We start from the raw sequence: 24,465 nt of genomic DNA, 5'->3' as shown, positions 1-24,465 counted from the left end.
CGGGGAGGCAGCTCAACGTTTCAAGGAAGAAAGGTCGAAGATGACTCAGATTGCACCGGTATCCTCTCCCCCTGCCGACCGGGCGGAGGTGAAGACCGCCGGCCACGTCATTGTCGACTCCCTTATTGCCCACGGCGTTCAGCGCACCTATGTGGTTCCCGGAGAAAGCTTCCTCGATGTGCTGGACGGACTGCACAACAGCGAGATTGAAACCGTAGTGTGCCGCCACGAGGGCGGCGCGGCCTACATGGCCGAAGCTGACGGCAAGATGAACCAGCTCCCCGGCATCGCCATGGTGACCCGCGGCCCCGGCGCCGCAAACGCCCACGTTGGCCTCCACACCGCCTGGCAGGACTCCACCCCCATGGTCCTCTTCGTAGGGCTCATCCCCTTTGAACACCGGGACCGCGAAGCCTTCCAGGAATTCGACATCAAAGCCTGGTTCGATACCGGCGCCAAGCGTGTGATGGTGCTGGACCACGCCGAGCGGGCGTCCGAGATCGTGGCCGAAGCGTTTTTCGCCGCCATGAGCGGCCGCCCGGGCCCCGTCGTCGTCGGCCTGCCTGAGGACGTCATCCGCCGCGAGGTGAGCCCGGCGCTCCACCCGCCCATCCCCGTTGCTCCGGGCGGTATGACCGTCACGGATTGGAAGGCCCTGCAGGCTGCGCTCAAGGAGGCAGACAAGCCGCTGTTCGTTACCGGCGGCAACGACTGGACCCAGGAAGGCGCCGAGTCCCTCACCCGCTGGCTGGAGGAACACCATCTTCCGGCAGCCGCTGAGTGGCGCTGCCAAGGCACCATTTCCTTCGATTCGCCGTCCTATGTGGGCCCGATCGGGTACGGCCGGCCCAAGCCGACCTACGACCTGCTGGAAGAAACCGACCTGCTGGTGTTCGTGGGGACCGTCCCGGGCGATGTGATCACCGACGGCTTCGTGGTGCGGCAGGACTGGGAGAAGAAGAACTTCCTGGTCACCATCGATCCTTCGCTGCGCGGACGCTCCGGCCCGGTGTCCTACCAGATCGTCGCCAAGCCGGATGTCTTCGTCCGTGACCTGGTCATGATGGACCTGCCGGTGAAGGACGAGTGGAAGGCCTGGACCTCCCGCATGCGGAAGGAGCAGGAGTCCTTTGCGGCGCTTCCCCCGGCCGAACCCGGCTCCGGCCCGGCCCGGATGGACACGTTGATGGCCAACCTGGTGCCGACCCTGCCTCAGGACGCAATGATCACCCTGGGCGCCGGCGAGCACACCAACTGGGCGCACCGGTACTTCCCCACCCGCCGCTACGCCTCGATGCTCAGTGCCCGCAACGGTTCCATGGGCTACTCGGTGCCTTCGGCAATTGCCGCGTCCCTGGCGTACCCGGGCCGCCGCGTCGTCACCATCGCCGGGGACGGTGAGTTCATGATGAACGGGCAGGAGCTTGCCACCGCGGCGCAGTACGGTGCCACCCCGCTGGTGGTGGTGATGGACAACCAGGAATACGGCACCATCCGCACCCACCAGGAACGGCACTACCCGGACCGCATCTCCGGCACCCAGCTGAAGAACCCGGACTTCGCGCTGATGGCACAGGCGTTCGGCGGGTTCGGCGTCCGTGTGGAGAACGACGCCGATGTACCCGCAGCGATCGAGGCGGCGCTGAAGGCCATTGATGAAGAGAAGAAGTTCGCACTGATCCACCTGATCGTGGAGCAGCGGGTCAAGGCGTACTAGGCCCTACTCATCCTCGCTGCTCAGCACCCGCCTGCGGGTGCTGAGCAGCTGCACTTCCGGCCGGTAGGCCACCAGCCGCTCGGCGGCGTCGAGCACCTCGACGACGTGGGCCCGGTCCGCAGACACAATTCCGATTCCAATCTCCGCGCGACGGTGAAGATCCAGCTGGCCGGTCTCGGCGGCGGAAACAGCGAACCTGCGTGCCAGTTCCGCTACGAGCGGGCGCACCAGCGACCGCTTCTGCTTCAGTGAATGCACGTCGTCAAGCAGCAGGTCGAATTCCAGGGTCCCCGTCCACATGCCCTCTATCCTTGCCGGGGATCGGGATCTGTCAACGTGCGGGTTAGGGCAGGAGGGTTCATCCGGGACCGGTGCGGTGTTACGTTCGGAAACATGACGCCGTCCCAGACAGTGCGTTCCCAGACAGTGTGTTTCCCCTGTCCACCGACCCGTCCGGCAGCAGCGCATGCATAACCACGGCGATTTCCCGGCAGAGTCCCTTTTCCTGATACCCGCCGTGGCCGCCGTGGCCGCATATTGGGCCGGTGCCGTCTCGAAGAAGTCCGGGCACTGGCCGGCCTGGCGGCTGGTGAGTTTCCTCGCCGGGGTGCTGACGGTACTGCTGACAGTGCTGGAACCGATCGCGGGATGGGCGCACGTGGACCTCACGGCCCTCAGCCTGTCCCACGTCCTGGCCGGTATGGCCGGACCGCTGCTGCTGGTGCTCTCACGTCCGGTGGCCCTGGCGATGAAAACGCTCGACGACGTTCCGGCGTCCCGGCTCCGCCGCCTGGTCAATGGGCCGGCGGCACGGTTCCTGACACACCCGGTGGCCGCCACCGTGCTGGTTGCCGGCGGAATGTGGGCGATGTTCCATACCGGACTGTTCACGGCGATGCAGCAGTCGATGCCCGTCCATTGGCTTGTCACCGTCTATCTGGCGGCGACAGGCTGCCTGTTCACCGCTGCGGTGCTGGGAACCGGACCGGTACGGCACAGTTTTCCGCTTCGGGCCGGCGCACTGCTGGCCGCCGCCGTCGTCCATGCGGGACTGGCAGGCTGGCTGTGGCTGGCGCCTCCCGACGGCGCCGGGAATACCGCTGCCGGAGCGTTGGTGCTGCTTCTCGCGGGCATTGCCGTCCAGGGCATCCTGGGCTGGATCCTGCTGGGGCAGCAGCTGGGCCCGGCCCGGCTGCTGCCCCAGATCCGACGCGCCTAAGCCGCTACAGTACCTGCGGGAAACCCAGGTCGATTTCCGACGTCGCCGGGTCCGGCCAGCGCGTGGTGACCACCTTGCCGCGGGTGTAGAAGCGGATCGAGTCCGGACCGTACATGTGGGTGTCGCCAAAGAGCGAGTCCTTCCAGCCGCCGAAGGAGAAGGACCCCACCGGCACGGGAATGGGAACGTTCACGCCCACCATGCCGGCTTCGACGTCGAACTCGAAGGCCCGGGCCGCACCGCCGTCGCGGGTGAAGATCGCCGTCCCGTTGCCGTACTGGTTCTCGTTCACCAGCTGCACGGCGTCGTTGTAGGTCGGAACGCGGACGACGGAGAGCACGGGCCCGAAAATCTCGTCGTCGTAGGCCTTCATACCCGGTTTCACATGATCCAGCAGGCTGACGCCCAGGAAGAACCCGTCGCCGTCGAACTGTGCTTCCCGGCCATCCACCACCACGGTGGCGCCTTCCTCAGCGGCACCGGCCACGTAGGAGGCCACCTTGTCCCGGTGCTCGGCGGTGATCAGCGGACCCATCTGGGAGGAGGGATCCGTGCCGGGGCCAATTTTCAAGCCCACCATCCGCGAGCGCACAGCCTCGACCAGGTCATCGGCGATGCTGCCCACGGCCACCAGGACGCTGACTGCCATGCACCGCTCTCCCGCCGACCCGTAGGCTGCGGAGACTGCAGCGTCAGCAGCCATGTCCAGGTCGGCGTCGGGCAGGACTACCATGTGGTTCTTGGCGCCGCCCAGGGCCTGGACACGCTTGCCGTGTTCCGCCGCGCGCCGGTAGATCGTGCGGGCAATCGGCGTCGACCCGACAAAGCTGACGGCCTTCACCTCCGGGTGCTCCAGGAGCACGTCCACGGCTTCCTTGTCTCCGTGCACCACGTTCAGCACGCCGTCCGGCAGGCCGGCTTCGGCGAACAGCTCCGCGATGAACACGGAGGCGGAGGGGTCCTTTTCGCTGGGCTTCAGCAGGACGGTGTTGCCGCAGGCCAGGGCGCTTCCAATCATCCACAGCGGCACCATGGCCGGGAAGTTGAACGGGGTAATGCAGGCAACTACGCCAACCGGCTGGCGGATGGAATGCACGTCGACGCCGGAGGCCACCTGCTCCGACCGCTCCCCTTTCAGCGTCTGGGACAGGGCTGTCGCGAACTCGATGTTCTCCAGTCCGCGGGTGATCTCGCCTTCAGCGTCGGAGAGGACCTTCCCGTGCTCGCTGGTCAGGATGGCCGCGAGTTCGCCCTTGCGTTCGGTGAGCAGTTCGCGGACCTTGAAGAAGATGTTGGTGCGCCGGGCCAGGGACGTGGCACGCCAGCCCGGCAGGGCAACGCGTGCAGCCTGGATGGCCTCCTCCACCCGGGACACGGAGGCCAGGGCCACCTCTTTTTCCTGGGTTCCGGTCGCCGGGTTGAAGACCGGCCCGTAGCGCTCTGCTTCCGGGACGTGTTTGCCGTTGATGACGTGCGGTATGCGCTGCATGGGTTCTCGATTCGTTGGGCGCCGCTACGGCGCGGGGACCTGGGCGGGCGTCGTGGTGCCCTGCAGGGAGCCGTCCACGAGTTTCACGATCATGGAGCAGTCCTTGCCGGCCTGCCCGGCGTCGATCAGCCGGGCAAAGAGCTGCTGGACATGCTCACCGATTTCCAGCGGAGTCCCGGTGTCCCGGGCTGCGGCGATGGCGAGGTTGATGTCCTTGTTCGCCAGTTCCGTGGTGAACGTAGGTTCGAAATCATTGTTCGACGCCGCCGTCTCCACGACACCCGGAACCGGGTACCAGGTGCGGAGCGCCCAGCTGTCTCCGGAGGAGACGGAGGCGATGTCCCAGAACACCTGCTTATCCAGTCCCAGCCTGTCGGCCAGGACCGCTCCTTCCGCGGTGGCCGCCAGGTTGATGAACAGCATGAGGTTGTTGCAGATCTTCGCGGCCTGTCCCGTGGTGGGGCCGCCGGTAGGGATCACGTTGCCGGCCATCGGCTCGATGAACACGGCGGCATCGGCAACCGCGTCTTCGGCGCCGCCGACCATGAACGTCAGGGTGCCGGCCTGTGCCCCGCTCATGCCACCGGAGACCGGGGCATCCACAAAACGGAACCGTTCCGCAGCCGCTGCATCATGCAGCGTCTGGGCGGATTCAATATCAATCGTCGAGGAATCGATGAGCAGTGTGTCCATCGAGGCGTGGGCCAGGATTCCGTCCGGTTCCAGGTACACGGCGCGGGAGTGCTCACCCTTGGGGAGCATGGTGAAGACGACGTCGGCGCCGGCCACCGCTTCGGCAATGCTGGCAACGGCCTGGACTCCGGCTGCTTCGGCTGCCGCGACAGCCCGCGGACTGAGATCGAAACCGCGTACGTTATGACCGGCCTTGACCAGGTTCGCGGCCATCGGCCCGCCCATGTTCCCCAGTCCAATCCATCCCACTTCTGCCATGGTTAAGCTCCTTTGCTTAGGTCCTGCTGTTGCTGAGAGAGGGCTGCGCGTCCGCCGCGGAACCAGACTCGCACCCTGCTAGGGTGCGTTCAAGGCCAGAATGCACAGACCGCATGTGCAGCCGTGCACACCGGTGCTGTTTCCTTCCCGGGAAGCCGCCGGGGTGGCAGCGGCGTCCGGCTCAGCCACCAGGAGGAGGAACACGGTCGTGGAAACTGATCGCCGCCTGCCCAGTCCCGATGACCTGCTCATCCTTCTCACCGTCGCCAGGCTGGGACGCTTCAACGCAGTGGCAGAGACCCTGGGCACCACCCACACCACCATTTCGCGCCGCATTATCGCGTTGGAGAAGCAGCTGGGCGGCCGCACCCTCTCGCGCACCCCGCGCGGCTGGGAGTTGACAGCACTGGGAGCCGAGGCTGTGCGGGCTGCCGAAGCAATCGAAGAGAGCCTCGGGAACCTGCGCTGCGCGCTCGCACGGGATGCCGATCCCCTGGCTGGCCTGGTGCGGATCAGCACCGTTGACGGGTTTGGAGCGGAGTTCGTCACGCCCGCCCTGGTCCGCCTGCAGGCCGAGCATCCGCGCATCAGCGTCGAGATGTTTTCCGCTACCCGCAAGGTGAGCCAGAACCGCTCCGGAGTGGACCTGGAGGTGGTGGTGGGGCACACCGACGTCAGTACGGCGCAGTCGATTCCCCTGGGCCACTACGTGCTGCGGCTCTATGCCGCCCCCGGCTATCTCCAGCGCCACGGGATACCGCAGACGGCTGATGAGCTGTCCGGGCACGGCTTCGTCTCCTACGTCGAGTCAACGCTCCTGGTGGAAGAACTGGGCCACCGGTCCACAGGGCTCCCCGATCCCCGCTCAACCTTCCAGGCCACGAGTATCTTCGCGCAGGTGGAAGCAGTGCGCCGTGAAGCCGGGATCGGCCTGCTGCCGAACTTCATGGTGGCCGGACGGGAGGGATTCGAACCCGTGCTGGCCACTGAATTCGAACGCCGGCTGCCCATCTGGGCCGTAGCCCGCCCGGAGGCCCTGCGCTCACCCCGTGTCCAGGCCGTCGTTTCAGCCATCCAGGCAGAAGCCGCTGCCCGCCAGGACCTGTTGGCCTCCTGACGGACAGCGGGATTCCTGACGGACAGCGGCTTCCGTCCGGCTGCGGGACTAGCTGCCCTGGGGTGTGCCGCGCTCCTCTTTTGACTTCGACGCTGCGAGCAGGTCGGCAGTGCCCTGCGCATCCGCTGCATCGACGTCGTGCAGGGAAATGCCGTTGGTCTCCCGCAGCAGCAGCACGGAGATTGCCGTGACGATGCATGCCCCGAGCAGGTACAGCGCCACGGGAGTGGACGAGCCATAGCTCGCCAGCAGCGACGTCGCGATGATCGGTGCCAGGGAACCGGCCACAATGGAGGTCACCTGGTAGCCCAGCGAGACGCCGGAGTACCGCATCCGGGTCGGGAACATTTCCGCCATGATCGAGGGCTGTCCGGCGTACATCAGGGCGTGGAAGAGCAGGCCGATCGTCACCGCCGCGAGGATCATGAAGTCGTTCGCAGTGTCCATCATTGGGAAGGCAAAGAAGCCCCAGGTTGCGCCGAGGATCGCGCCGGCCAGGTACACCGGACGCCTGCCCAGGGCATCTGACATCCGGCCGGCCACCGGCACGGCACAGAAATGGATGAAGTGCGCAATTAGCAGCAGCAGCAGGATCCGGGACGTGTCCGTTTCCACCACGGTCCGGAGGTAGGTGATGGAGAACGTGACCACCAGGTAGTAGAGAATGTTCTCCGCAAAGCGCAGGCCCATGGCGGTGAAGACGCCGCGCGGGTAGCGCTTGAAAACTTCCAGGACGCCGTAGCCCTTGGCTTCCTGCTCCACCTCTTTCTGCGCTTCCAGGAAGATCGGCGCATCGGAGACCTTTGTCCGGATGTAGTAGCCAACCAGCACGATCACTGCCGACAGCCAGAAAGCCACCCGCCAGCCCCAGCCGAGGAATGCCTCATCCGTCAGCGTGGCCGAGAGCAGGAACAGGACACCTGTCGCGAGGAGGTTGCCCATCGGAACCGCGGACTGCGGCCAGCTGGACCAGAATCCCCGGGACTTGTTCGGGCTGTGCTCTGCGACCAGGAGCACTGCTCCGCCCCACTCGCCGCCGACTGCGAAGCCCTGGATGAACCGCAGGGCCACCAGCATGGCCGGAGCCCAGTAGCCGATGGAGTCGAAGCCGGGCAGGCATCCCATGAGGAAAGTGGAAACACCCACCAGGATGATGCTGAGCTGCAGCAGCTTCTTGCGGCCGAACTTGTCGCCGAAGTGGCCGAACACGATTCCGCCGACCGGACGGGCTACGAAACCGACGGCGTAGGTCACGAAGGCTGCAATGATGCCGTCCAATTCCGTCTCGGCATTCGGAAAGAACAGCCGGGCGAAGACCAGGGTTGACGCCGCCGCGTACAGGAAGAATTCGTACCACTCCACCACCGTGCCGGCCATGGAAGCGACTACGACCTTACGCAGTCCTTCGGGGACGGGTGCCTTGGTGCGGCCACCCCTTGGTCGATTATCAGTGCTCATCCACTCGTCTCCTTTGGTGTCCTCGTTGACACTCGGCCAGCAGGCCGCCGCCGGGCGCGGGTCCGTCCCGGCGGAGTAAGGATGAGTATGGTGCCTTGCACGGGACCGCTCAATCGCCAATACCGCATGGCGTATCTGCACAAATGCACAGTGCCCTCAGGTCGGTGGCTTTCCGGGCGGGAACTTCCGGGCCTGGAACAGGGCGGCCACAATGGTCCGGCCACGCCGGACCATTGTGTACTGAAGGTAGTTCCCCTAACAATGGAGGATGCCAGTTACGCTCAGATCCCTAGAAACTGCTGTCCCGCCTACGGTCCTGGTGCAGGACCAGGTCCGCGATGTCTTCGCCGCCCAGCCGGGGCTGACCAGGCTCGGCACGCGATTAGTGAACACCTGCTTCAACTCGGCTGCGATTGAGACCCGCCGGACCGCTTTGGAGGAGCTGACTCTTGCGTCAACGGCGGAAAATCCACAGTTCTTCGATCCGAAAACCGGCCTCCTGCTGATGCCCAGCACCAAGACCCGCAACGACATCTTCGCCGCGGAAGCCACCAAGCTTTTCATCGAGGCGGGCAGCAAGGCGGTGGAGAACTGCCCCGGCATCTCCCCCGAAGACGTCACCCACGTGGTCACCGTCTCCTGCACCGGGTTCTTCAACCCGGGTCCGGACTACAAACTGGTCCGCGCCCTGGGCCTGAAACCTTCGGTGCAGCGTTATCACCTGGGGTTCATGGGCTGTTATGCCGCCTTCCCTGCCCTGCGGGCAGCCAAGGCCTTCTGCGACGCGGATCCCGACGCCGTTGTGCTGGTTGTCAGCACCGAGCTCTGCTCGCTGCACGTGCGTTCCTCCAACGACCCGGACATCATCATGGGATCTTCGCTGTTCGCCGACGGTGCCGCTGCCGCAGTTGTCACCGCACGGGATCTCCCGGGCGAAAACCCGGCGATCGTGCTGGACCACTTCGAAACCACCCTGACCCCCGTGGGTGAGGAGTCCATGGCGTGGAACATCGGTGACCACGGCTTTGAGATGGTCCTGGGAACCTATGTCCCGCACATCATTGACGACCACATCGTCGGCGCCCTGGAACCGCTGCTGGGACATGATCCGTCGCTGGCGGGACGGGCCTACAACGAGATTGAGCACTGGGCCATCCATCCCGGCGGCCGCAGCATCCTGGACAAGGTGGAAGCAAAGCTGGAACTCACCGAGGAACAGCTGGTTCCCGCCCGTGAGACACTGCGGAACTTCGGCAACATGAGCTCGGCCACCGTGATGTTCGTGCTCAAGCACATCCTGGACCAGCCCTTCAACGGGGGTAACGAGCGGATTTGTTCCATGGCCTTCGGGCCAGGTCTGACCGTCGAAACCGGACTGTTCACCCGCGTTGCCGGGACGGCCCAGGCAGCCGCGGCGCAGGCAGCCGCGGCAGAGCACGTCCCTGCCGCCGTCGGGTAGCGCCGGTGAGCGTGGTGAGCCCTGACGCTCCTCCGTTCCTTCCGCCGGATCTGAGTACCCGCGCGCTGGATGCGGCCGAGCAGATGGACAGTCCGAACTGTGACCCGGTGCGGCTGGAACGCACCTATGCGCAGTTCCCGCTGATCAACGCCGTCGTCTCCGGATGGCGCCGGAACTACCGCCGCTATGTGCGCCCGGCGCTGGCTGCCCGGGGAGGCGGAACCATCCTGGACGTCGGTTCAGGGGGCGGGGACCTGGCGCGGTCACTGGCCCGCTGGTCCCGGCGTGACGGCCTTGAGGTGCAGGTCACCGGCATCGACCCGGATCCGAGGGCACACGCTTACGCTGCCTCCCGCAGGCCTGTTCCCGGCCTGGTGTTCCGTCCCCTGTTCAGCTCTGATCTGGTAGCCGAGGGGAAGGTCTTCGATGTCGTAATCTCCAACCACGTGCTGCATCATCTGGACCCGGGAGCGTTCCATGGGCTGCTGGCGGATTCCGAGAAGCTGGCCCGCGGCCTTGTCCTGCACAGCGACATTGAGCGCAGTCCCTGGGCCTACGGACTGTTCTCAGCCGGCACACTGCCGTTCTTCCACGGATCCTTCATCCGTGCCGACGGCCTGACCTCCATCCGCCGCAGCTACACCGCGGCGGAGCTGGCTGCCGCGGCTCCCGCCGGATGGGAAACCCGCCGCCAGCATCCCTGGCAAAACCTGCTCCTCTACCGGGCCCGCCGGTGACCGGGAAGCCAGCGGCCGACGTCGACGTCGCCGTTGTTGGCGGCGGTCCCGTTGGCCTGGCCCTGGCCATCCTGCTGCTGCAATCAGGTGCCAGCGTCCGGGTCCTGGAACGCCGGACCGTGCGGAGCAGCCATTCCCGGGCGATCGGCATCCATCCTCCCGGGCTGGCGGCGCTCGAAGGCACCGGCGTCACGGAGCAGCTGACCCGGGAGGGCGTCCAGATCCGGCACGGTGAGGCACGGTCCCGGGAGCGGGACCTCGTCTCCCTGCGTTTCAGCAACACCTCCACCCGGTACCCGTACGTCCTGGCGCTGCCGCAGGAACGTACGGAACACGTCCTCGAGGACAGGCTTCGCGCCCTGGACCCGCGGGCGCTGCGGCGCGGCTGGACCGTCACCTCATTGGCGGACGACGGCGCCGGGGTCACCTTGGAGGGGACGTCCGGCGGCGAGCCGGTCCGTCTCCGTGCCTCCTGGGTGGTGGCGGCCGACGGCGCCCGGTCGGCGCTGCGGACCATGCTGGGTGCCGGCGCCCGGGGCAGGCGGCTGAAGGATTCCTACCTGATGGGAGATTTTCCGGACACGACCGGCGACGGTCCCGTCGGTGTGCTGTACCTGGAGCCTGAGGGCATCGTGGAGTCGTTTCCGCTGCCGGGCGGCAAACGGCGCTGGGTTGTGCACACGCGCACGCTCCACGCGGATGCCGATGCAAAGGACCTGGCACGCTTGGTCCGGCAGCGCACCGGGCGTGACATTGATGCCGCCGGGCACACGATGCTGAGCGCGTTTTCCGTCAACACCACGCTGGTGCGGGAGCTGGTGCACGGCCGTACGGTACTGATCGGTGACGCAGCCCATGAAGTCAGCCCGATCGGCGGGCAGGGCATGACCTTGGGCTGGCTCGACGCGGCGGAGCTGGCACCGCTGCTCGCCGCCGGACTGCGCGGAGAAGACATCAGCAGTGAACTCGGGCAGTTCACCCGCCGCCGGCGCCGGGCAGCGCAGATCGCCTCCGCGCAGGCGCAGCTGAACATGGCGCTTGGCCGCCCGCTGCCGGCCGGGGTGATGCAAGCCCGCAACCTGGTCCTGGCATCGTTCTTCCAGTCACGGCGGCTGGGCGATGCGGTGGCCCGAAGGTTCACCATGCAGTAGTCCCTGGTTCTACCGGGACACCTAGTGGCCTCCGCGGTCCAGGGTCACGGTCCGCAGGTCCAGGCGCCGCAGCACCCGGTCCACGGCCTCAGGGTCCATGCCGGACTGCCGGCGAGCAGCAAGTACTTCCTTCCGGGCCGCGGCCAGGGCCTCGCGCTGGACCATGTCCATGACTTCCAGCGTGGCTTTGAGCTGCAGCATCTTCTGCGGATCCGATTCCGAGTCGCGCTCAAGGATGGAGTGCAGGGAGGACATCCGGCGGGCCAGTGCCGCGCGGCGCTCCGGCGGCAGCTTGTCCGCCGCCGTCGAGCGTTTCATGGTTTCCATGGCCACCCGCTCGGCCCGCCGCGCCAGTTCCCGTTCCTGCTTGGCAACCGCGCCGTGGTCGCTGGGCAGCAACAGGCGGCGCATCAGCCACGGCAGGGTCAGACCGGGCAGCACCAGGGTGACCAGCAGGACAGCTCCGGCTGTGACGATCATGAAGTTCCGGCCGGGCAGGGCCTCACCCGCCAGCGTGGTTGCAGGCAGCGCCAGCGCCAGCGCCAGCGTTGCCAGACCGCGCATGCCGCACCAGGAGAGGACCAGGACTTCCTTCATGGAGCCGGGTACGCGGCGGAGCCGTTCGGTGCTGCCGAACCGGTAGAGCCCGTACATCCAGAGGAAGCGGACCAGGATCACCGCGGCGCAGACGGCAGCGACGCCCGGGATGAAGCTGAAGATTTCGCGGCCTTCGTCCTCGATGACGTACCGCATCTCGATGCCCACCAGCCCGAAGGCCACGCCGGTGGTGAGCAGCTCTACGACGTCCCAGAAGGCTGTGCGCGTGAGCCGTTCCTCCGAGTCCTGGGGACGGGCACGGCGGCCGAGCTCCAGGGCGGTCACCACCACGGCGACCACACCGGAGAAATGCATCTCCTCCGCCAGGATGTAGACCGCGTAGGGTGCCACCAGCGTCACGGCGGACCGTGCCACCAGGTTCGGCACAAACCGGTTGAGCGCGCCCACCAGCCATCCCATGGCCAGGCCAAGGACCACGGCGCCGGCGGCACCGATGAGGAACTTGGGAATGATCGACCAGCCAACTTCGCCGCCGCTGACTGCCGCGGCGACGGCGGCCTGGAAAATGACGATTGCGATCGCGTCGTTGAACAGTCCCTCGGTCTGCAGCACGGTGATCAGCCGGCGGGGCATGTTCACCTTGCCGGCGACGGCTTCCACCGCCACCGGATCCGGCGGGGCGGCAATCGCCCCCAGGGCAATGGCAGCCGGCAGGCCCAGGGCCGGAACCAGCGCCCAGGAAACCCCGGCCACCACGGCAACAGTTACGGCAACCAGGGCCACTGCCAGCAGGATGAGCGAGCGCCAGCGCAGCCGGAACACAGACCACGAGCTCCGCTGGGCAGCCGCGTAGAGCAATGGCGGCAGGAACAGCGGCAGGATCAGTTCCGGGTCGATGTGGATCTCCGGAATCATCGGCAGGAACGCGAAGAGCGCGGAGAAGATCAGCATCAGCACCGGGTACGGCAGCCGGATGCGCTCTCCGATGCCTACCACCAGCACCGTGCCGAACAGCAGTCCGATCAGCAGGATCAGGAATTCCATGCGCTGGGCCCTCCAAGGGCAGCGTTCTGCCGCCTGGGAACAATGTTCACCGGACACCTCCACTTAGTTGCCTGAGATAACTTTATCGCAGGCAGCTGGAAGGCTGCTGGATACTAGGGCACCAGGTGCGTGGGGGCGAAGAGCCGCAGGACGGTTTCCACCACCACCACGTTGGGCCCTTCTTCGGCGAAGGATTCTTCGAGTGCCTGCCTTACGTTCCCCGGATCGGCGCGCCTCGCCGGGATTCCAAAGGACTCTGCCAGGCGGACGAAGTCCGGACCGGCCAGCTCGGTGGCCGTAGCCTTGCCGAACGCGTCAACCATGTATTCGCGCAGCACTCCATAGCCGCCGTCGTCCACGATCAGCCAAGTGACCGGCAGGTCATGCTGCCGGGCGGTCGCCAGCTCGGCAATGGAGTACATGGCCGAGCCGTCACCGGAGACGGCAAGCACCCTGTCCCGGGTCCCGACGGCCGCACCGAGCGCTCCCGGGTAGCCGAAGCCCAGGCCGCCGGCACCCTGGGCCGAATGGAACTGGCCGGATTTGGCATCCCAGCAACTCCAGGCCCAGTACGCCGCAATGGTCATATCCCAGAACGTCTGCATCCCAGCCGGGACCGCAGCGCGGATATCTGCCATGAACGTGCGTTCCGGAGCCAGGTCCTGGGCGTCCAGCCGGGCGGCAATCCGGTTCAAGGTATCCCCGACCAGCTCTTCGGGGGACTGGCCGTGCCATTCCGGCGCCTGCTCCGGGACCGGAAGTGCGGCGTCGAGCGCTGCCAGCGCCTGTCCGGCATCCGCCCGGATACCCAGTGCCGGACCGTTGGATTCCAGGACCCGGGGTTCGGCGTCGATCTGGATGATCCGGCCGCGCGGCGCGAACGTGAAGTAGTTGGAGGTGATTTCCCCCAGGGAGGATCCGATCACAACGAGGACGTCTGCCTCTTCGAGGACGTCCGTGGCCCAGCGGTCCTCGATCCAGGACTGCAGAGACAGCGGATGGGCCCAGGGGAAGGCGCCCTTGCCGCCGGGCGTGCAAATGACCGGGGCACGCAGCTTCTCCGCAATCGAAAGCAGATGCTCTTCGCCGTGGCCGCGGCGTGTGCCGCCGCCGGCAATGATGGCCGGACGCCGGGCCGTGCTGAGCCACTTCACCGCTTCGGTGACCAGCTCGCTGCGCGGCGGGTTGTCGAACGGCTCCGCGAGTGCGTCTTCAACAGCCGGCACCATGACCGGGCCGAGCAGGACGTTCTGCGGAACCTCGATCCAGACCGGTCCCATGGGCGCGGAAATCGCTTCGGTCCAGGCATCCTGGATGGCCGACGGGATGCCCGAGGCGTGCTGGATCAGGCGCTGGCTCTTGGTGACGTTCGCTGCCGAGGCTTTCTGGTCATCGAGCTGGTGCAGCATGCCCCGCCGCCGCGCTCCCAGGCCTTCAATCGGGATCTGGCTGGCGACGACGACCATGGGAACGCCTGTCGCATAGGCCTCCTGCAGGCCCGCCAGCGAGGTGAGCGCTCCGGGGCCGGTGGACAGGAACAGTACGCCCACCTTGCCCGTGGCGCGGGAAAAGCCGTCGGCAGCGAACGCTGCGTTGTTTTCCACGCGGGAGGAGACAAACTCCAGCGTGGAGCGGGAGAGGGCATCGAACAGGCCCAGCGCGTGCTGGCCGGGGATCCCGAACACCGTGGTGGCGCCCAGGGCTTCCAGGGTCTCGACGACGAGGTCCCCGCCGTTGCGTACTGCGCCGTCCGCTGCCCCGGTCATGAGGTGAGGCCCATCAGGGTGATCAGGTCATAGGCTACGTGCGAGGCGGCGACGGCGGTGATATCCGCGTGGTCGTAGGCCGGAGCCACTTCCACCACGTCGGCTCCGATGAGGTTCATACCGCGCATGCCGCGCAGGATTTCCAGCAGTTCGCGGCTGGTCATGCCGCCGGCTTCCGGTGTTCCGGTACCCGGGGCATGGGCGGGGTCAAGCACATCGATGTCCACCGAAATGTACAGCGGGCGGTTTCCGATCCGGTCCCGGAGCTTGGCGACGACTTCATCCACGCCCTGGCGGAAGACGTCGGAACTGGTGACGATGCCAAAGCCGAAGCGTTTGTCATCCTCCAGGTCCTTCTTGCCGTACAGCGGGCCGCGGGTACCGACGTGGGAGATCGCCTCGGTATCCAGGATCCCTTCCTCCACCGCACGGCGGAAGGGGGTGCCGTGGGTGTACTCGGCACCAAAGTAGGTGTCCCAGGTGTCCAGGTGCGCATCGAAGTGCAGCATGGCCACCGGCTCCCCTGCCCGCTCGGCCGCGGCGCGCAGCAGCGGCAGGGCGATGGTGTGGTCCCCGCCCAGGGTCAGCAGCTTGGTACCGCCCTCGGTCAGGTCCAGGGCACCGGCCTGGATGGTCTCGATCGCCTCGTTGATGTTGAACGGGTTCACGGCGAGGTCACCGGCGTCTGCGACCTGGAGGTTTTCGAACGGCGAGGTGTCCTGGGCCGGGTTGTAGGGGCGCAGCAGGCGGGAGGCTTCACGAATATGGTTTCCGCCGAACCGGGCGCCGGGCCGGTAGGAGACGCCGGTGTCGAACGGAACGCCCACGACGGCGACGTCTGCGTGGTCCACCTGGTCCAGCCGGGGCAGGCGCGCGTACGTCGCGGCACCTGCATAACGCGGCACCTGCGCGGCATCAATCGGTCCAACCTTGCCGTTGGCGTTGACGCGGGGCTGGGTGTTTGGCTTGTCCACTAGGTATATCTCCCGGTTCATCTGCTTCGGTGCCGGAACGGCGCTTACCTTGATGCTATCGGCCGAACCGGCAAAAGTTATCCAATATGCATCAAATGTTTATCGCCACGCTAAAGTGGAACAGCTCTCGGCGTCAAGACTAGGCTGTGACTATGGCGGACACGGAACCGAGTGCGAAGAATAATGGAATGAACTACGACGTCGATGTCCTGATCGTGGGCGCCGGACCAACCGGACTCGCGCTGGCGGCCCAGCTGGCCACCTACGGCACGAGCTTCCGGATCATTGACCGCAGGCAAGCCCCGTCCACCCAATCCAAGGCGCTTGCCGTGCAGCCGCGCACGCTGGAGGCGCTGCGGCCCTTCGGCGTCAGCGATGCCATGGTCCGCCGCGGCAACGCGGCCACGCAGCTCCACCTGCACCTTCCTGAAGACACTGTGTCCATCGGCCTCTTCGACGCCGGCGTTGAAGACTCCGCCTACCAGCAGCTGCTTTTCCTGCCCCAGTCGGACACGGAAAACATCCTCACGTCCTACCTCGCCAGCCGCGGCGTACGCGTGGAACGCGGCGCCGAACTGCTGGAGCTCGACCGTCTGGACCCCCAGGATCCCTTTGCCGGCATGGAAGCACGCGTCCAGCGCCAGGACCGCGGGATCGACCGTATCCGGGCCCGCTACGTTGTCGGGGCCGACGGCGTGGGAAGCGCCGTCCGCCGCCGCGCCGGAATGGATTTCCGCGGTTCGGGCTACGAAGATTCCTTTGTCCTGGCGGACCTGGAGATCGACGGCGCGGAACCCTCCGCCGTACACGCCTACCCCACCGACGACGGTTTTATGGTGCTTTTCCCGCTTGGTTCGCCCGCGTCCTGGCGGATGATCAGCCTCAAGGACAAGGGCGACACAAGCGAGACCACGCTCTCAAGCCTGCAGGAAACCGCCGACAAGTTCTCCGGCGGAACGCTGAAGCTGCGGGATCCGCACTGGATGAGCACCTTCAGGCTCTCCCACCAGATGGCCGAGTATTTCCAGTGGGGATCGGTCTTCCTGGCCGGAGACGCGGCCCACGTGCACTCCCCCATCGGCGGCCAGGGCATGAACACCGGGATCCAGGACGCACTGAACCTCGGGTGGAAGCTCGCCCTGGGTGCACGCGGCCTGGCCAGCGATGAGCTGATTGACAGCTACGACGCCGAGCGGCGTCCGGTAGCGCGGGAGATTGTCGGGTTCACCGACCGGCTCTTCAAACTCGCCACTACCCGCAACGGTGTGAAGAAGCTCCCGCGCACCAAACTGCTTCCCGCTCTGGCTCCCGTTGCCGCAGCAAGCGAGCGCCTGCGAAGCCGGGCTTTCCGCACCATGTCCCAGCTGGGCATCCACTATCGTGGCAGCGATCTCTCCGAGACCGGAGGGAACCGGCTGCCTGCCGTCCTGGCGTCAGGGCCGCGCCCCGGGGACCGGCTGCCGGACGCCGCCGTGACCTACCAGGAGCACGAGCGCAGGCTCCAGGACCTGGTGTCTTCCCCCGGTTTCCACGTCCTGCTCACCGGCCCCGGATGGCCTGAGGACACCCCGCAGCAGTTCCATGCCGCACTCCCGGCCGTTGACGGCCTGCTCAGCGTGCACCGGCTGGTGGTTGGCAGCCGCCTGACTCCCGGCGGTCCGGGCATCATCCAGGACACCAGCGGGCTGGCGTTTGAACGGCTGGGACTCTCCGCCCGCCGCCCCGAGATCATCGTGGTGCGCCCCGACGGCTACATCGGATTCCGTTCCTCCGGAACCGACATCAACGGTGCACTGGGCTATCTGGGGCGGCTCACCGGGACAAGCGAAGAGTCTTCACTTCGAACGGCCTGAAGTCCAGGACGTATCCGCGCCCGTTCCGGGCCGGGGCCTCGCCCGCCGGGCGTTCCAGCAGATCGGTGAGGGCAGCGTCCCGGACCTCGAACCCCGGTTCCAGGAACGCAGCGGTGTGCCTGCCGAGTGATTCGTAGAGCCGCAGCACCACGTCGCCGCTGCGGTCATCGGCCAGCTTCACGGCTTCGGCCAGAACGCCGGCGGGACTCAGGGACACAACCGGGGGCACCTGAGTGGAGGCGCACCCGGAGACGGTCCTTGGCGGAAGGTTCAGCCGGTACCCCTCGGCCACGGCGTCGGCCACGGCGGCCTCCGGACGCAGCGAGAAACGGAACACGTGCCCGCCCTGGTCCGCACCGGGGTCGGGGAAGAGCGGAGCGCGCAGGAGCGAAGCGCGAACCAGCGTTCCGGTGCCGGCGTCGCGGTTCCCGGTGCGGGTGATGTCATAGCCGTAGGTTGAGTCATTCGCCAGGGAGATCCCCTCCCCGTCCTCCCCCACGTGCACCCAGCGGTGCGCCGGTGTTTCGAAACGTGCGTGGTCCCAGGAGGTGTTGGCGTGGGTGGGCCGCTGGATGTGGCCAAACTGGATCTCCGAGGCAGCCCGGTCGGCCAGCACCCCCACCGGAAACGCCAGCTTGAGCAGTTTCTGCCGCTCGTGCCAGTCGACGGTTACCACCAGGTCAACCGACCGGCCGTCCGGACTCAGGCACACCCGCTCCTGCAGCCGTGATACTCCGAAAACGTACGTGGCAGTGAGACTCCCATCCCCGGCTTCCACCGAGTCCGGCATCAGGAGGGCAGCGGCGCTTCTCCGATCTGCCGCGTCGATGTCCCAGGCGTCCCACTGGTTGGGAGTGTCCCGGAAGAGCTGGAACACATTCCCCGGGTGGCCCGGCAGCAGCAGTTCCCGCCCCTGGGCAGCCCGAAGGGACGTCATTGCGCCTGAGGGGTCGATGCGCACGCTCAGGTGCTCGGAGGAGAGTTCCCAGCCGCCGCCGTCTAGCTCTGTCAAGCGGCCCGGCACGGGCGGCAACGCAGCGGATTCAGCCGCAAGCGGTGCGACACCCTGGAGCGGTATCGGTGCGGCGTTGAAGACCAGCGTGCTGCCGCCGCTGCCGGCCAGCTCCCGCTGGGCTTGGCCGATGATGGTTTCCAGCGCCGCTGCGGTGCGTTCATAGGCCTGTTCGATGTCCTGATACACCCAGGCAATCGAGGAACCCGGCAGGATGTCGTGGAACTGTCCCAGGAGCACCGTCTTCCACGCCTCCTCCAGTTCCTCGTAGGGGTACGGCGCCGCAGTGCGGACGGCGGCGGTCGCTGCCCACAGTTCGGCTTCGCGCAGCACTGACTCGCTGCGCCGGTTTCCGCGCTTGGTCCGGGCCTGGGACGTGTAGGTTCCGCGGTGGAACTGCAGGTACATTTCGCCGGACCAGACCGGTGGGTCTGCGTAGTCGGCCTCGGCTTCTTCAAAGAACGTGCGCGGACTGGACAGCTGAACGCGGGGAGATCCTTCCAGCGACGCCGTGCGGTGCGCGGCAGCCAGCATTTCGCGCGTTGGACCGCCGCCGCCGTCGCCCCAGCCGTAGGGCACCAGGGAAAGGTTCGTTGCGCCTTTTTCCCGAAACTGCCGTTCGGCCCGGGCCAGTTCCTGGCCGGTCAGGGCGGAGTTGTAGGTGTCCACCGGAGGGAAATGCGTGAACACCCGTGTCCCGTCGATGCCTTCCCACAGGAACGTATGGTGCGGCATCACGTCGGATTCGTTCCAGCTCAGTTTCTGGGTGAGGAACCAGCGGGATCCCGCGGACCGGACGATCTGCGGCAGGGCCCCCGAATACCCGAACGAATCCGGCAGCCAGACGTCCAGGGGTTCAACCCCGAAGTTCTCCATGAAGAAACGCTTCCCGAAGGTGAACTGCCGCACCAGTGACTCCCCCGAGGGCAGGTTGGTGTCCGCCTCCACCCACATACCGCCGGCGGGCACGAACCGTCCCTCTGCAACGCGCTCTGCCACCCGGGCAAAGAGCTGCGGGTGGTCCTCCAGCAGCCAGGCGTACTGCTGCGCCGAGGACGCCGTGAACACAAAGTCCGGGTCCGTCTCCATCAGCGCGAGGACATTGGCAAAGGTCCTCGCGACCTTGCGCCGGGTTTCACGCACGGGCCACAGCCAGGCGCTGTCAATGTGGGCGTGCCCGACGGCGTGCACGCGGTGGGCGCTGGCCGCCGCCGGCGCGGACAGTGCCGGTTCCAGGATGCGCCGGGCTGCTGCAGCACTGTTGTGCACGTCGTCCGGGACCACGGCATTGACGGCTTCCGCCAGCGCGCGCAGCAGGTTGTGCCGGCGGGGTGAGTCCATGGGGAGCTCGTGCATCAGGCCCCAGAGCACGGCGAAGTCCTGGGCAAGGTTCCAGACCTGGCGGTCCAGCAGCGCTGTGTCCGCCCGGCGGAAGAGATAGAGCGGCTCCGTCCCCGCGGTTTCCCGGTCTCCCAGCGGGGTCGGCAGGAAACTGAAGCTGCCGATCACGTTGGGGGTGGCGGCAGCTTCGACAAAAAGCGTCACGTCTGACCCGGCCGGGCCCGTCAGCGGTACGGCCATGTTGGTGGACTCCAGGGCCTTCAGGACGGTTCCGTCCGCCGAGTAGACGAGGCCCTCCGCCTGGAAACCGGGCATATCGGTGCTGAACCCCAGATCAATCACGGCTTCGGCAGTAAATCCGTCCGGAGCGGCCGGGACGGACCCGGTGAGCCTGAGCCACGTCGTCTGCCAGGGCCTTCCCCACGGGCTGCCGGGTGGAAACGGCCGATAGTCCTGCGCGGCTGCCTCCGCAAAGCTAACCGGCTCGCCGGGACAGTCCCACGCCTGGGCATGGAGCGGGACGGGCGCGGTCCAGATCGAGGGGGTCAGGCGCTGGGCCAGGAAACGGGCGATGCGGCGTTCGGTGAGTTCGCGGTCCTGGTGCATGCGCCCACTGTGCGCGCCGGCCCCGGGGATTGGTAGGGGGCTAGGCCGTGCCGGGACTGACCAGGGTCCAGATCACGACGGCGGGAGCCGCGTCATCGGGATTACGCCAGGAGTGCGGCTCCTTGCCCGGAAAGGTCACCGTGTCCCCGGCCGTCAGGGACATGGTTTCGGTCGTGAAGACCAGGTCCAGCCGTCCCGCGGCCACGTGCAGCACCTCGACGTCACAGTCCACGGAATACAGTTCCGCTTCCCCGGAGCCGCCGGGGACGATTTCCGACCGGATCACCTGGACCCGGCGTTCAGTGCGGGGCGTTACGAGCCGCTCGTTGATGCCGTCCCCGCCCAGGTTGATGCCGGGAGCTTCCGGCCAGCGGACCAGCGTGGTTTCGGGTGGCATAAAAAGGTCGCCGATGGAGATGGACAGCACCTGGCACAACGTCACCAGGGACGCCACGGAGGGCGACGTCAGGTCTCTTTCCACCCGGCTGAGGAATCCCTTGGTCAGGCCGGTCGAATCCGCCACCTGTTCGATCGTGAGGTGCCTGGCCTGGCGTGCAGTCCTGATCCGGGAACCAATAGCCAACGGTGCGTTGCTGGGTTCAACCGACAAAGCCTTCATGAACGGGAGATCCTTTTTTTGCGGATAAGACGGTGCTTTACCCTTGCGTTTCGGCCTAATTGACGGTTGCTGGGCTGCGCACTAGCGTACAGGTAAACATAAGTTTCCCTTATCCCCCGCCGGTTTACCCCGGCCCCAGTGCTGCACCGGGTCCGGACGGTTCATCCCCTGCCCGTCCGGCCCCGGTGCTCTTTTTAGGGCTCGGTCCCCTGCTGCAGCTCGTCTTCGCGGGTGGCCGCCGCTTCGGGCACCTCGGCCGGGTCGCCGGTATCCTCGCCGATCCAGACCTTGATGACTGCCCATCCGACAGCCGCGATCGGCACCGACAGGATGGCTCCGATGATGCCGGCCAGGATGGTTCCGGCGGTCAGCGCCAGCAGGATCACCAGGGCATGGATGCTCAGGGTCTTGCCCATCACCACCGGCTGGAGGAAGTTCCCCTCGAGCTGGTTCACCGCAATGATCACGATGATGACGATCAGTGCCACGAACGGCCCGTTCGCCACCAGGGCGATCAGCGCTGCCAGGACACCTGCAGCCGTCGCACCCACCAGCGGGATGAAGGCGCCGACGAAGACGATCACGGCAAGCGGCAGTGCCAGCGGCACGCCAAGGAAGAACAGGGCCGCGCCGATGCAGACAGCGTCGACTGCCGCCACGATGGCGGTCCCCCGCACGTAATTGCCAAGGACCTCCAAGGTGCGGGCTCCGGAGAGGTCAGCCTTCTGCCGGCTCTCTGCGCTGAACCAGCGCAGGATGAAGGTCCAGATCTTGTCGCCGTCCTTGAGGAAGAAGAACAGCACGACAGCCATGAGTACAAAACCGGTGGCGAAGGAGCCTGCCGCCGAAAGCCCGGCCAGGGCGCCGTTGCCCACCGTGGACGACGTCGCGAAGTCGAGTACCGCGTCCCGGGTGTCCTCGATGACGGCCGAATCAATGGCCAGGGGGCCGCTCTGGATGAGCGCGTAGAGCTCGTCGAAGCCTGCCACTGCCTGGTCCACCAGGGTGCGCCATTCGCTGCGGACCGCGAAGACGATCCCGGTGACGAGTCCGCCGAAGACAACCAGCAGGAGCAGGAAAGAAGTCCCCGTCGCCAGCGCACCCGGCCAGCCCTTGCGGCGCAGCCAGTTCACGAAGGGCGCGATCGCGGCTGCCAGGATCAGTGCCAGCAGCACGGGGATGACCACCAGGGTCACCTGCCTCAGGGCGAAGACGGCTACCGCGATCAGGAGGAGGACCAGGAGGACCTGCGCCGAGCGCAGGGCAGCGTGGCCAAGGCCGTCGCTCCAATACCCCTGCTGCCTGCGTGGCTCTGTCGTGTTCGGCCTGGAGCCGGGCTCGCTATCCATGGATTCTTGGGTCCCCCGTCTAAGTTGTGGTTCCGGTGTCTTCGCCGGTTCCTTTGGGCTGGAGCGATTCCCGCACGTGGCGGCGGAGCACCTTGCCGATCAAGGACCGCGGAAGGTCCGGGATCTGCACGATCCGGCGCGGCACCTTGTAAGCCGCCAGCTCGGAACGTACGTAGGTCCGCAGGTTGTCAGGGTCAAAATCGGCATCGGGACGGACGACCACGGCGGCCACCACGTCTTCCCCGCCACCGCGGCGGGTCAGGCCCACAACTGCCGCCTCAGCGACCGCAGGGTGGCGCTTCAGTGCCTCTTCCACTTCCGAGGGAGAGACATTGAAGCCGCCGGTGATAATCAGTTCCTTGATCCGGTCCCGGACCGTAACAAAGTCGTCGTCGTCCACCGAGACGATATCACCGGTGCGGAACCAGCCGCCGTCGAGCAGTGCCGCGCGTGTTTCGGCCGGCTTGTTCCAATATCCCTGGAAGACCTGCGGGCCACGGATGAGCAGTTCCCCGGCCTCGCCGCGGTGCTTTTCCCTGGTGGGGTCTTCCGGGTCGACAACCTTGATGTCCGTCAGCGGGAAAGGGACTCCGACGGTTCCGGCTTTCCGGGTCGGCCCCATGGGATTGCCCAGTGCCACAGGCGAGGTCTCGGTCAGGCCGTAGCCCTCGACCAGGTAGCCGCCGGTCGCCTTTTCCCAGGCTTCCACTGTGGCGACAGGCAGGTTCATGGCCCCGGAAATCGCGAAGCGGACGCCCTTGAGTGAGACGCCCTCCTTGGCGGCACCTTCCACGATCCGGTCATAAATGGGCGGTACCGCGGGCAGGAATGTCGGCGGGGTTTTCTTGGCAGCCTTCAGCACCAGGTCGACGTCGAACTTCGGGAAAAGGACAAGCTTCGCGCCAATGCTCATCGCGAAGGTCAGGCTCAGCGTCAGGCCGTAGGCGTGGAACATCGGCAGGACGCCATAAACCGTTTCCTTGCCCATGCGCAGCCCTGGAATCCAGGCCCGTCCCTGGGCCGCATTAGCCATGAGGTTCGCGTGGGTGAGCATGGCACCCTTGGGGTCAGCCGTCGTGCCGGAGGTGTACTGGATCGCAGCAAGGTCCCCGGCCGCCGGACGCGGGTGGCGCCGCGGCAGGGGGCGGTTATCCAGGAATTTCTTCCATTCCAGGACGGGCCGTCCGGCGCTCCGCGGCTTCTTATCCGCGGTCAGGGCGCTCCGGCTCCGTCGGACGGCGGGGATCGGAAGGCTCAGCGCCAGCCGCATGGTGCGCGGCATGGCGCTGATCAGATCCACCGACACGATGGTCCGGACGGGAATGTCCGCCGGAAGTCCCTGGATCCGGTCGACTGCCTTGTCCCAGACGATTGCCACGGTGGCACCGTGGTCCTCGAACAGGTGCCGCAGCTCGCGGTCCGTGTACAGCGGATTGTGTTCGACGACGATCGCCCCGAGGCGGAGCACCGCGTAGAACGCGACGACATGCTGCGGACAGTTCGGCAGCACGAGCGCGACCCGGTCTCCGGGGCGCACCCCCAGCCGCTTCAAGCCAGCTGCAGCCAGCCGGATCTGTTCACCCATCTCACGGTAGGAAACTGTGGCACCGAAGAACTGGAGTGCCGGCTTCGAACCGTATTTGCTGACGGATTCCTCAATCATGTCCACCAGGGAGCCCTTGGGGAGCACAAGGTCCGTAGGCACTCCTTCGGCATAGTGGCGCATCCAGGGCCTGTTATGTTCGAAAAGTCCTTTGACAGCTTTGCTCACGGCATTGACTCTATCCGGTTCACAGCCAGGTTAAGGAACCCGGCTTTGGCGGGTGTACGCACCAGCATCTCCCTCTCCCTTACTGCGCAGCGGGTGCGCCGGCTCCTCCGCTAGACTGGGGAACCGAAGGGGAGTAGCTCAGGTTTGTTCCAATTTTAGTTTCGCCGTCGTGCGCAATGAAATCGGCTCAAATCGAGGCCTGTCGACATACTGGCTGCAGCAGCAGCCCGGCAGTCCACCGCGGTGCCCGGCACCCGGCGAGCGAGACCTTCGG

At 66.5% G+C, this 24,465-nt stretch carries 18 protein-coding genes; 7 read left to right on the top strand and 11 right to left on the bottom strand.

Annotated features, from left to right (window positions below; all coding sequences use genetic code 11):
• Positions 1-40: 40 nt before the first annotated feature.
• Entirely contained in the window at positions 41-1,717 is a 1,677-nt protein-coding gene (locus tag NF551_RS03125) for a thiamine pyrophosphate-dependent enzyme (RefSeq protein WP_227897601.1), read from the top strand.
• A gap of 3 nt (positions 1,718-1,720) precedes the next feature.
• Here the strand turns inward: NF551_RS03125 and NF551_RS03120 are convergent, their stop codons facing one another.
• Positions 1,721-2,017 (bottom strand): DUF503 domain-containing protein, encoded by a 297-nt coding sequence (locus tag NF551_RS03120; RefSeq protein ID WP_227897600.1) that lies wholly within the window; start codon positions 2,015-2,017, stop codon positions 1,721-1,723.
• 166 nt (positions 2,018-2,183) lie between these two features.
• Here NF551_RS03120 and NF551_RS03115 point away from each other — a divergent pair, with 166 nt between their 5' ends.
• Positions 2,184-2,936: a cytochrome c oxidase assembly protein gene (locus NF551_RS03115; protein ID WP_227897599.1), complete on the top strand. Its 753-nt coding sequence runs from the start codon at positions 2,184-2,186 to the stop codon at positions 2,934-2,936.
• A gap of 4 nt (positions 2,937-2,940) precedes the next feature.
• On the opposite strand, the gene NF551_RS03110 is transcribed toward NF551_RS03115, so the two are convergent.
• The gene (locus NF551_RS03110; RefSeq protein WP_227897598.1) at positions 2,941-4,425 is read right to left on the bottom strand and encodes a CoA-acylating methylmalonate-semialdehyde dehydrogenase; all 1,485 of its coding nucleotides are present in this window, start codon (positions 4,423-4,425) and stop codon (positions 2,941-2,943) included.
• Between the two features lie 24 nt (positions 4,426-4,449).
• Positions 4,450-5,442: a 3-hydroxyisobutyrate dehydrogenase gene (gene mmsB, locus NF551_RS03105; RefSeq protein WP_227897629.1), complete on the bottom strand. Its 993-nt coding sequence runs from the start codon at positions 5,440-5,442 to the stop codon at positions 4,450-4,452.
• 142 nt (positions 5,443-5,584) lie between these two features.
• Here mmsB and NF551_RS03100 point away from each other — a divergent pair, with 142 nt between their 5' ends.
• Positions 5,585-6,493, top strand: coding sequence for a LysR family transcriptional regulator (locus NF551_RS03100; RefSeq protein WP_227897597.1), 909 nt, complete (start codon positions 5,585-5,587; stop codon positions 6,491-6,493).
• A 48-nt stretch (positions 6,494-6,541) separates the two neighbouring features.
• Here NF551_RS03100 and NF551_RS03095 read toward each other — a convergent pair whose 3' ends face one another.
• Positions 6,542-7,951 (bottom strand): MFS transporter, encoded by a 1,410-nt coding sequence (locus NF551_RS03095; RefSeq protein ID WP_227897596.1) that lies wholly within the window; start codon positions 7,949-7,951, stop codon positions 6,542-6,544.
• A gap of 268 nt (positions 7,952-8,219) precedes the next feature.
• Here NF551_RS03095 and NF551_RS03090 point away from each other — a divergent pair, with 268 nt between their 5' ends.
• Genes NF551_RS03090 through NF551_RS03080 form a run of 3 tightly spaced genes read left to right on the top strand, consistent with a single transcriptional unit; the run spans position 8,220 to position 11,298 of the window.
• Positions 8,220-9,410, top strand: a complete 1,191-nt coding sequence (locus NF551_RS03090) for a type III polyketide synthase (RefSeq protein WP_227897595.1) — start codon at positions 8,220-8,222, stop codon at positions 9,408-9,410.
• A 5-nt stretch (positions 9,411-9,415) separates the two neighbouring features.
• Positions 9,416-10,147 (top strand): class I SAM-dependent methyltransferase, encoded by a 732-nt coding sequence (locus tag NF551_RS03085; RefSeq protein WP_227897594.1) that lies wholly within the window; start codon positions 9,416-9,418, stop codon positions 10,145-10,147.
• Positions 10,144-11,298 (top strand): FAD-dependent oxidoreductase, encoded by a 1,155-nt coding sequence (locus NF551_RS03080; protein ID WP_227897593.1) that lies wholly within the window; start codon positions 10,144-10,146, stop codon positions 11,296-11,298. Before NF551_RS03085 ends, NF551_RS03080 begins: the two co-directional genes overlap by 4 nt.
• 21 nt (positions 11,299-11,319) lie before the next feature.
• On the opposite strand, the gene NF551_RS03075 is transcribed toward NF551_RS03080, so the two are convergent.
• The 3 genes from NF551_RS03075 to speB form a co-directional block, all read right to left on the bottom strand.
• Positions 11,320-12,900: a Na+/H+ antiporter gene (locus NF551_RS03075; protein ID WP_227897592.1), complete on the bottom strand. Its 1,581-nt coding sequence runs from the start codon at positions 12,898-12,900 to the stop codon at positions 11,320-11,322.
• A 113-nt stretch (positions 12,901-13,013) separates the two neighbouring features.
• Positions 13,014-14,666: a thiamine pyrophosphate-binding protein gene (locus NF551_RS03070; protein ID WP_227897591.1), complete on the bottom strand. Its 1,653-nt coding sequence runs from the start codon at positions 14,664-14,666 to the stop codon at positions 13,014-13,016.
• On the bottom strand, positions 14,663-15,640 hold the full coding sequence (gene speB / locus NF551_RS03065) for an agmatinase (RefSeq protein WP_423722570.1): 978 nt from the start codon (positions 15,638-15,640) through the stop codon (positions 14,663-14,665). Before speB ends, NF551_RS03070 begins: the two co-directional genes overlap by 4 nt.
• Positions 15,641-15,828: 188 nt before the next feature.
• Here speB and NF551_RS03060 point away from each other — a divergent pair, with 188 nt between their 5' ends.
• A complete protein-coding gene (locus tag NF551_RS03060) occupies positions 15,829-17,493 on the top strand; it encodes an FAD-dependent monooxygenase (protein ID WP_227897589.1) in 1,665 nt (554 codons plus the stop codon).
• On the opposite strand, the gene NF551_RS03055 is transcribed toward NF551_RS03060, so the two are convergent.
• The 4 genes from NF551_RS03055 to NF551_RS03040 form a co-directional block, all read right to left on the bottom strand.
• Positions 17,453-20,452, bottom strand: coding sequence for an alpha-mannosidase (locus NF551_RS03055; RefSeq protein WP_227897588.1), 3,000 nt, complete (start codon positions 20,450-20,452; stop codon positions 17,453-17,455). The genes NF551_RS03060 and NF551_RS03055 overlap by 41 nt on opposite strands.
• 40 nt (positions 20,453-20,492) lie before the next feature.
• Positions 20,493-21,071 (bottom strand): helix-turn-helix domain-containing protein, encoded by a 579-nt coding sequence (locus tag NF551_RS03050; RefSeq protein ID WP_227897587.1) that lies wholly within the window; start codon positions 21,069-21,071, stop codon positions 20,493-20,495.
• A gap of 194 nt (positions 21,072-21,265) precedes the next feature.
• On the bottom strand, positions 21,266-22,420 hold the full coding sequence (locus NF551_RS03045; protein WP_227897586.1) for an AI-2E family transporter: 1,155 nt from the start codon (positions 22,418-22,420) through the stop codon (positions 21,266-21,268).
• Between the two features lie 19 nt (positions 22,421-22,439).
• Positions 22,440-24,146, bottom strand: a complete 1,707-nt coding sequence (locus NF551_RS03040) for a long-chain-fatty-acid--CoA ligase (protein ID WP_231704722.1) — start codon at positions 24,144-24,146, stop codon at positions 22,440-22,442.
• Positions 24,147-24,465: the final 319 nt, after the last annotated feature.

Source organism: Arthrobacter caoxuetaonis, from assembly GCF_023921125.1.
Taxonomy (GTDB): domain Bacteria; phylum Actinomycetota; class Actinomycetes; order Actinomycetales; family Micrococcaceae; genus Arthrobacter_B; species Arthrobacter_B caoxuetaonis.
The sequence above is the reverse complement of the archived record's forward strand: the minus strand, read 5'-3'. Positions and strand labels throughout refer to the sequence as shown.

Coding starts and splice junctions, on each gene's coding strand:
- NF551_RS03125 (WP_227897601.1), top strand. CDS start 41: ATGACTCAGATTGCACCGGTATCCTCTCCCCCTGCCGACCGGGCGGAG.
- NF551_RS03120 (WP_227897600.1), bottom strand. CDS start 2,017: ATGTGGACGGGGACCCTGGAATTCGACCTGCTGCTTGACGACGTGCAT.
- NF551_RS03115 (WP_227897599.1), top strand. CDS start 2,184: ATGCATAACCACGGCGATTTCCCGGCAGAGTCCCTTTTCCTGATACCC.
- NF551_RS03110 (WP_227897598.1), bottom strand. CDS start 4,425: ATGCAGCGCATACCGCACGTCATCAACGGCAAACACGTCCCGGAAGCA.
- NF551_RS03095 (WP_227897596.1), bottom strand. CDS start 7,951: ATGAGCACTGATAATCGACCAAGGGGTGGCCGCACCAAGGCACCCGTC.
- NF551_RS03090 (WP_227897595.1), top strand. CDS start 8,220: ATGCCAGTTACGCTCAGATCCCTAGAAACTGCTGTCCCGCCTACGGTC.
- NF551_RS03075 (WP_227897592.1), bottom strand. CDS start 12,900: ATGGAATTCCTGATCCTGCTGATCGGACTGCTGTTCGGCACGGTGCTG.
- NF551_RS03070 (WP_227897591.1), bottom strand. CDS start 14,666: ATGACCGGGGCAGCGGACGGCGCAGTACGCAACGGCGGGGACCTCGTC.
- NF551_RS03060 (WP_227897589.1), top strand. CDS start 15,829: ATGAACTACGACGTCGATGTCCTGATCGTGGGCGCCGGACCAACCGGA.
- NF551_RS03055 (WP_227897588.1), bottom strand. CDS start 20,452: ATGCACCAGGACCGCGAACTCACCGAACGCCGCATCGCCCGTTTCCTG.
- NF551_RS03050 (WP_227897587.1), bottom strand. CDS start 21,071: ATGAAGGCTTTGTCGGTTGAACCCAGCAACGCACCGTTGGCTATTGGT.
- NF551_RS03045 (WP_227897586.1), bottom strand. CDS start 22,420: ATGGATAGCGAGCCCGGCTCCAGGCCGAACACGACAGAGCCACGCAGG.
- NF551_RS03040 (WP_231704722.1), bottom strand. CDS start 24,146: ATGCGCCACTATGCCGAAGGAGTGCCTACGGACCTTGTGCTCCCCAAG.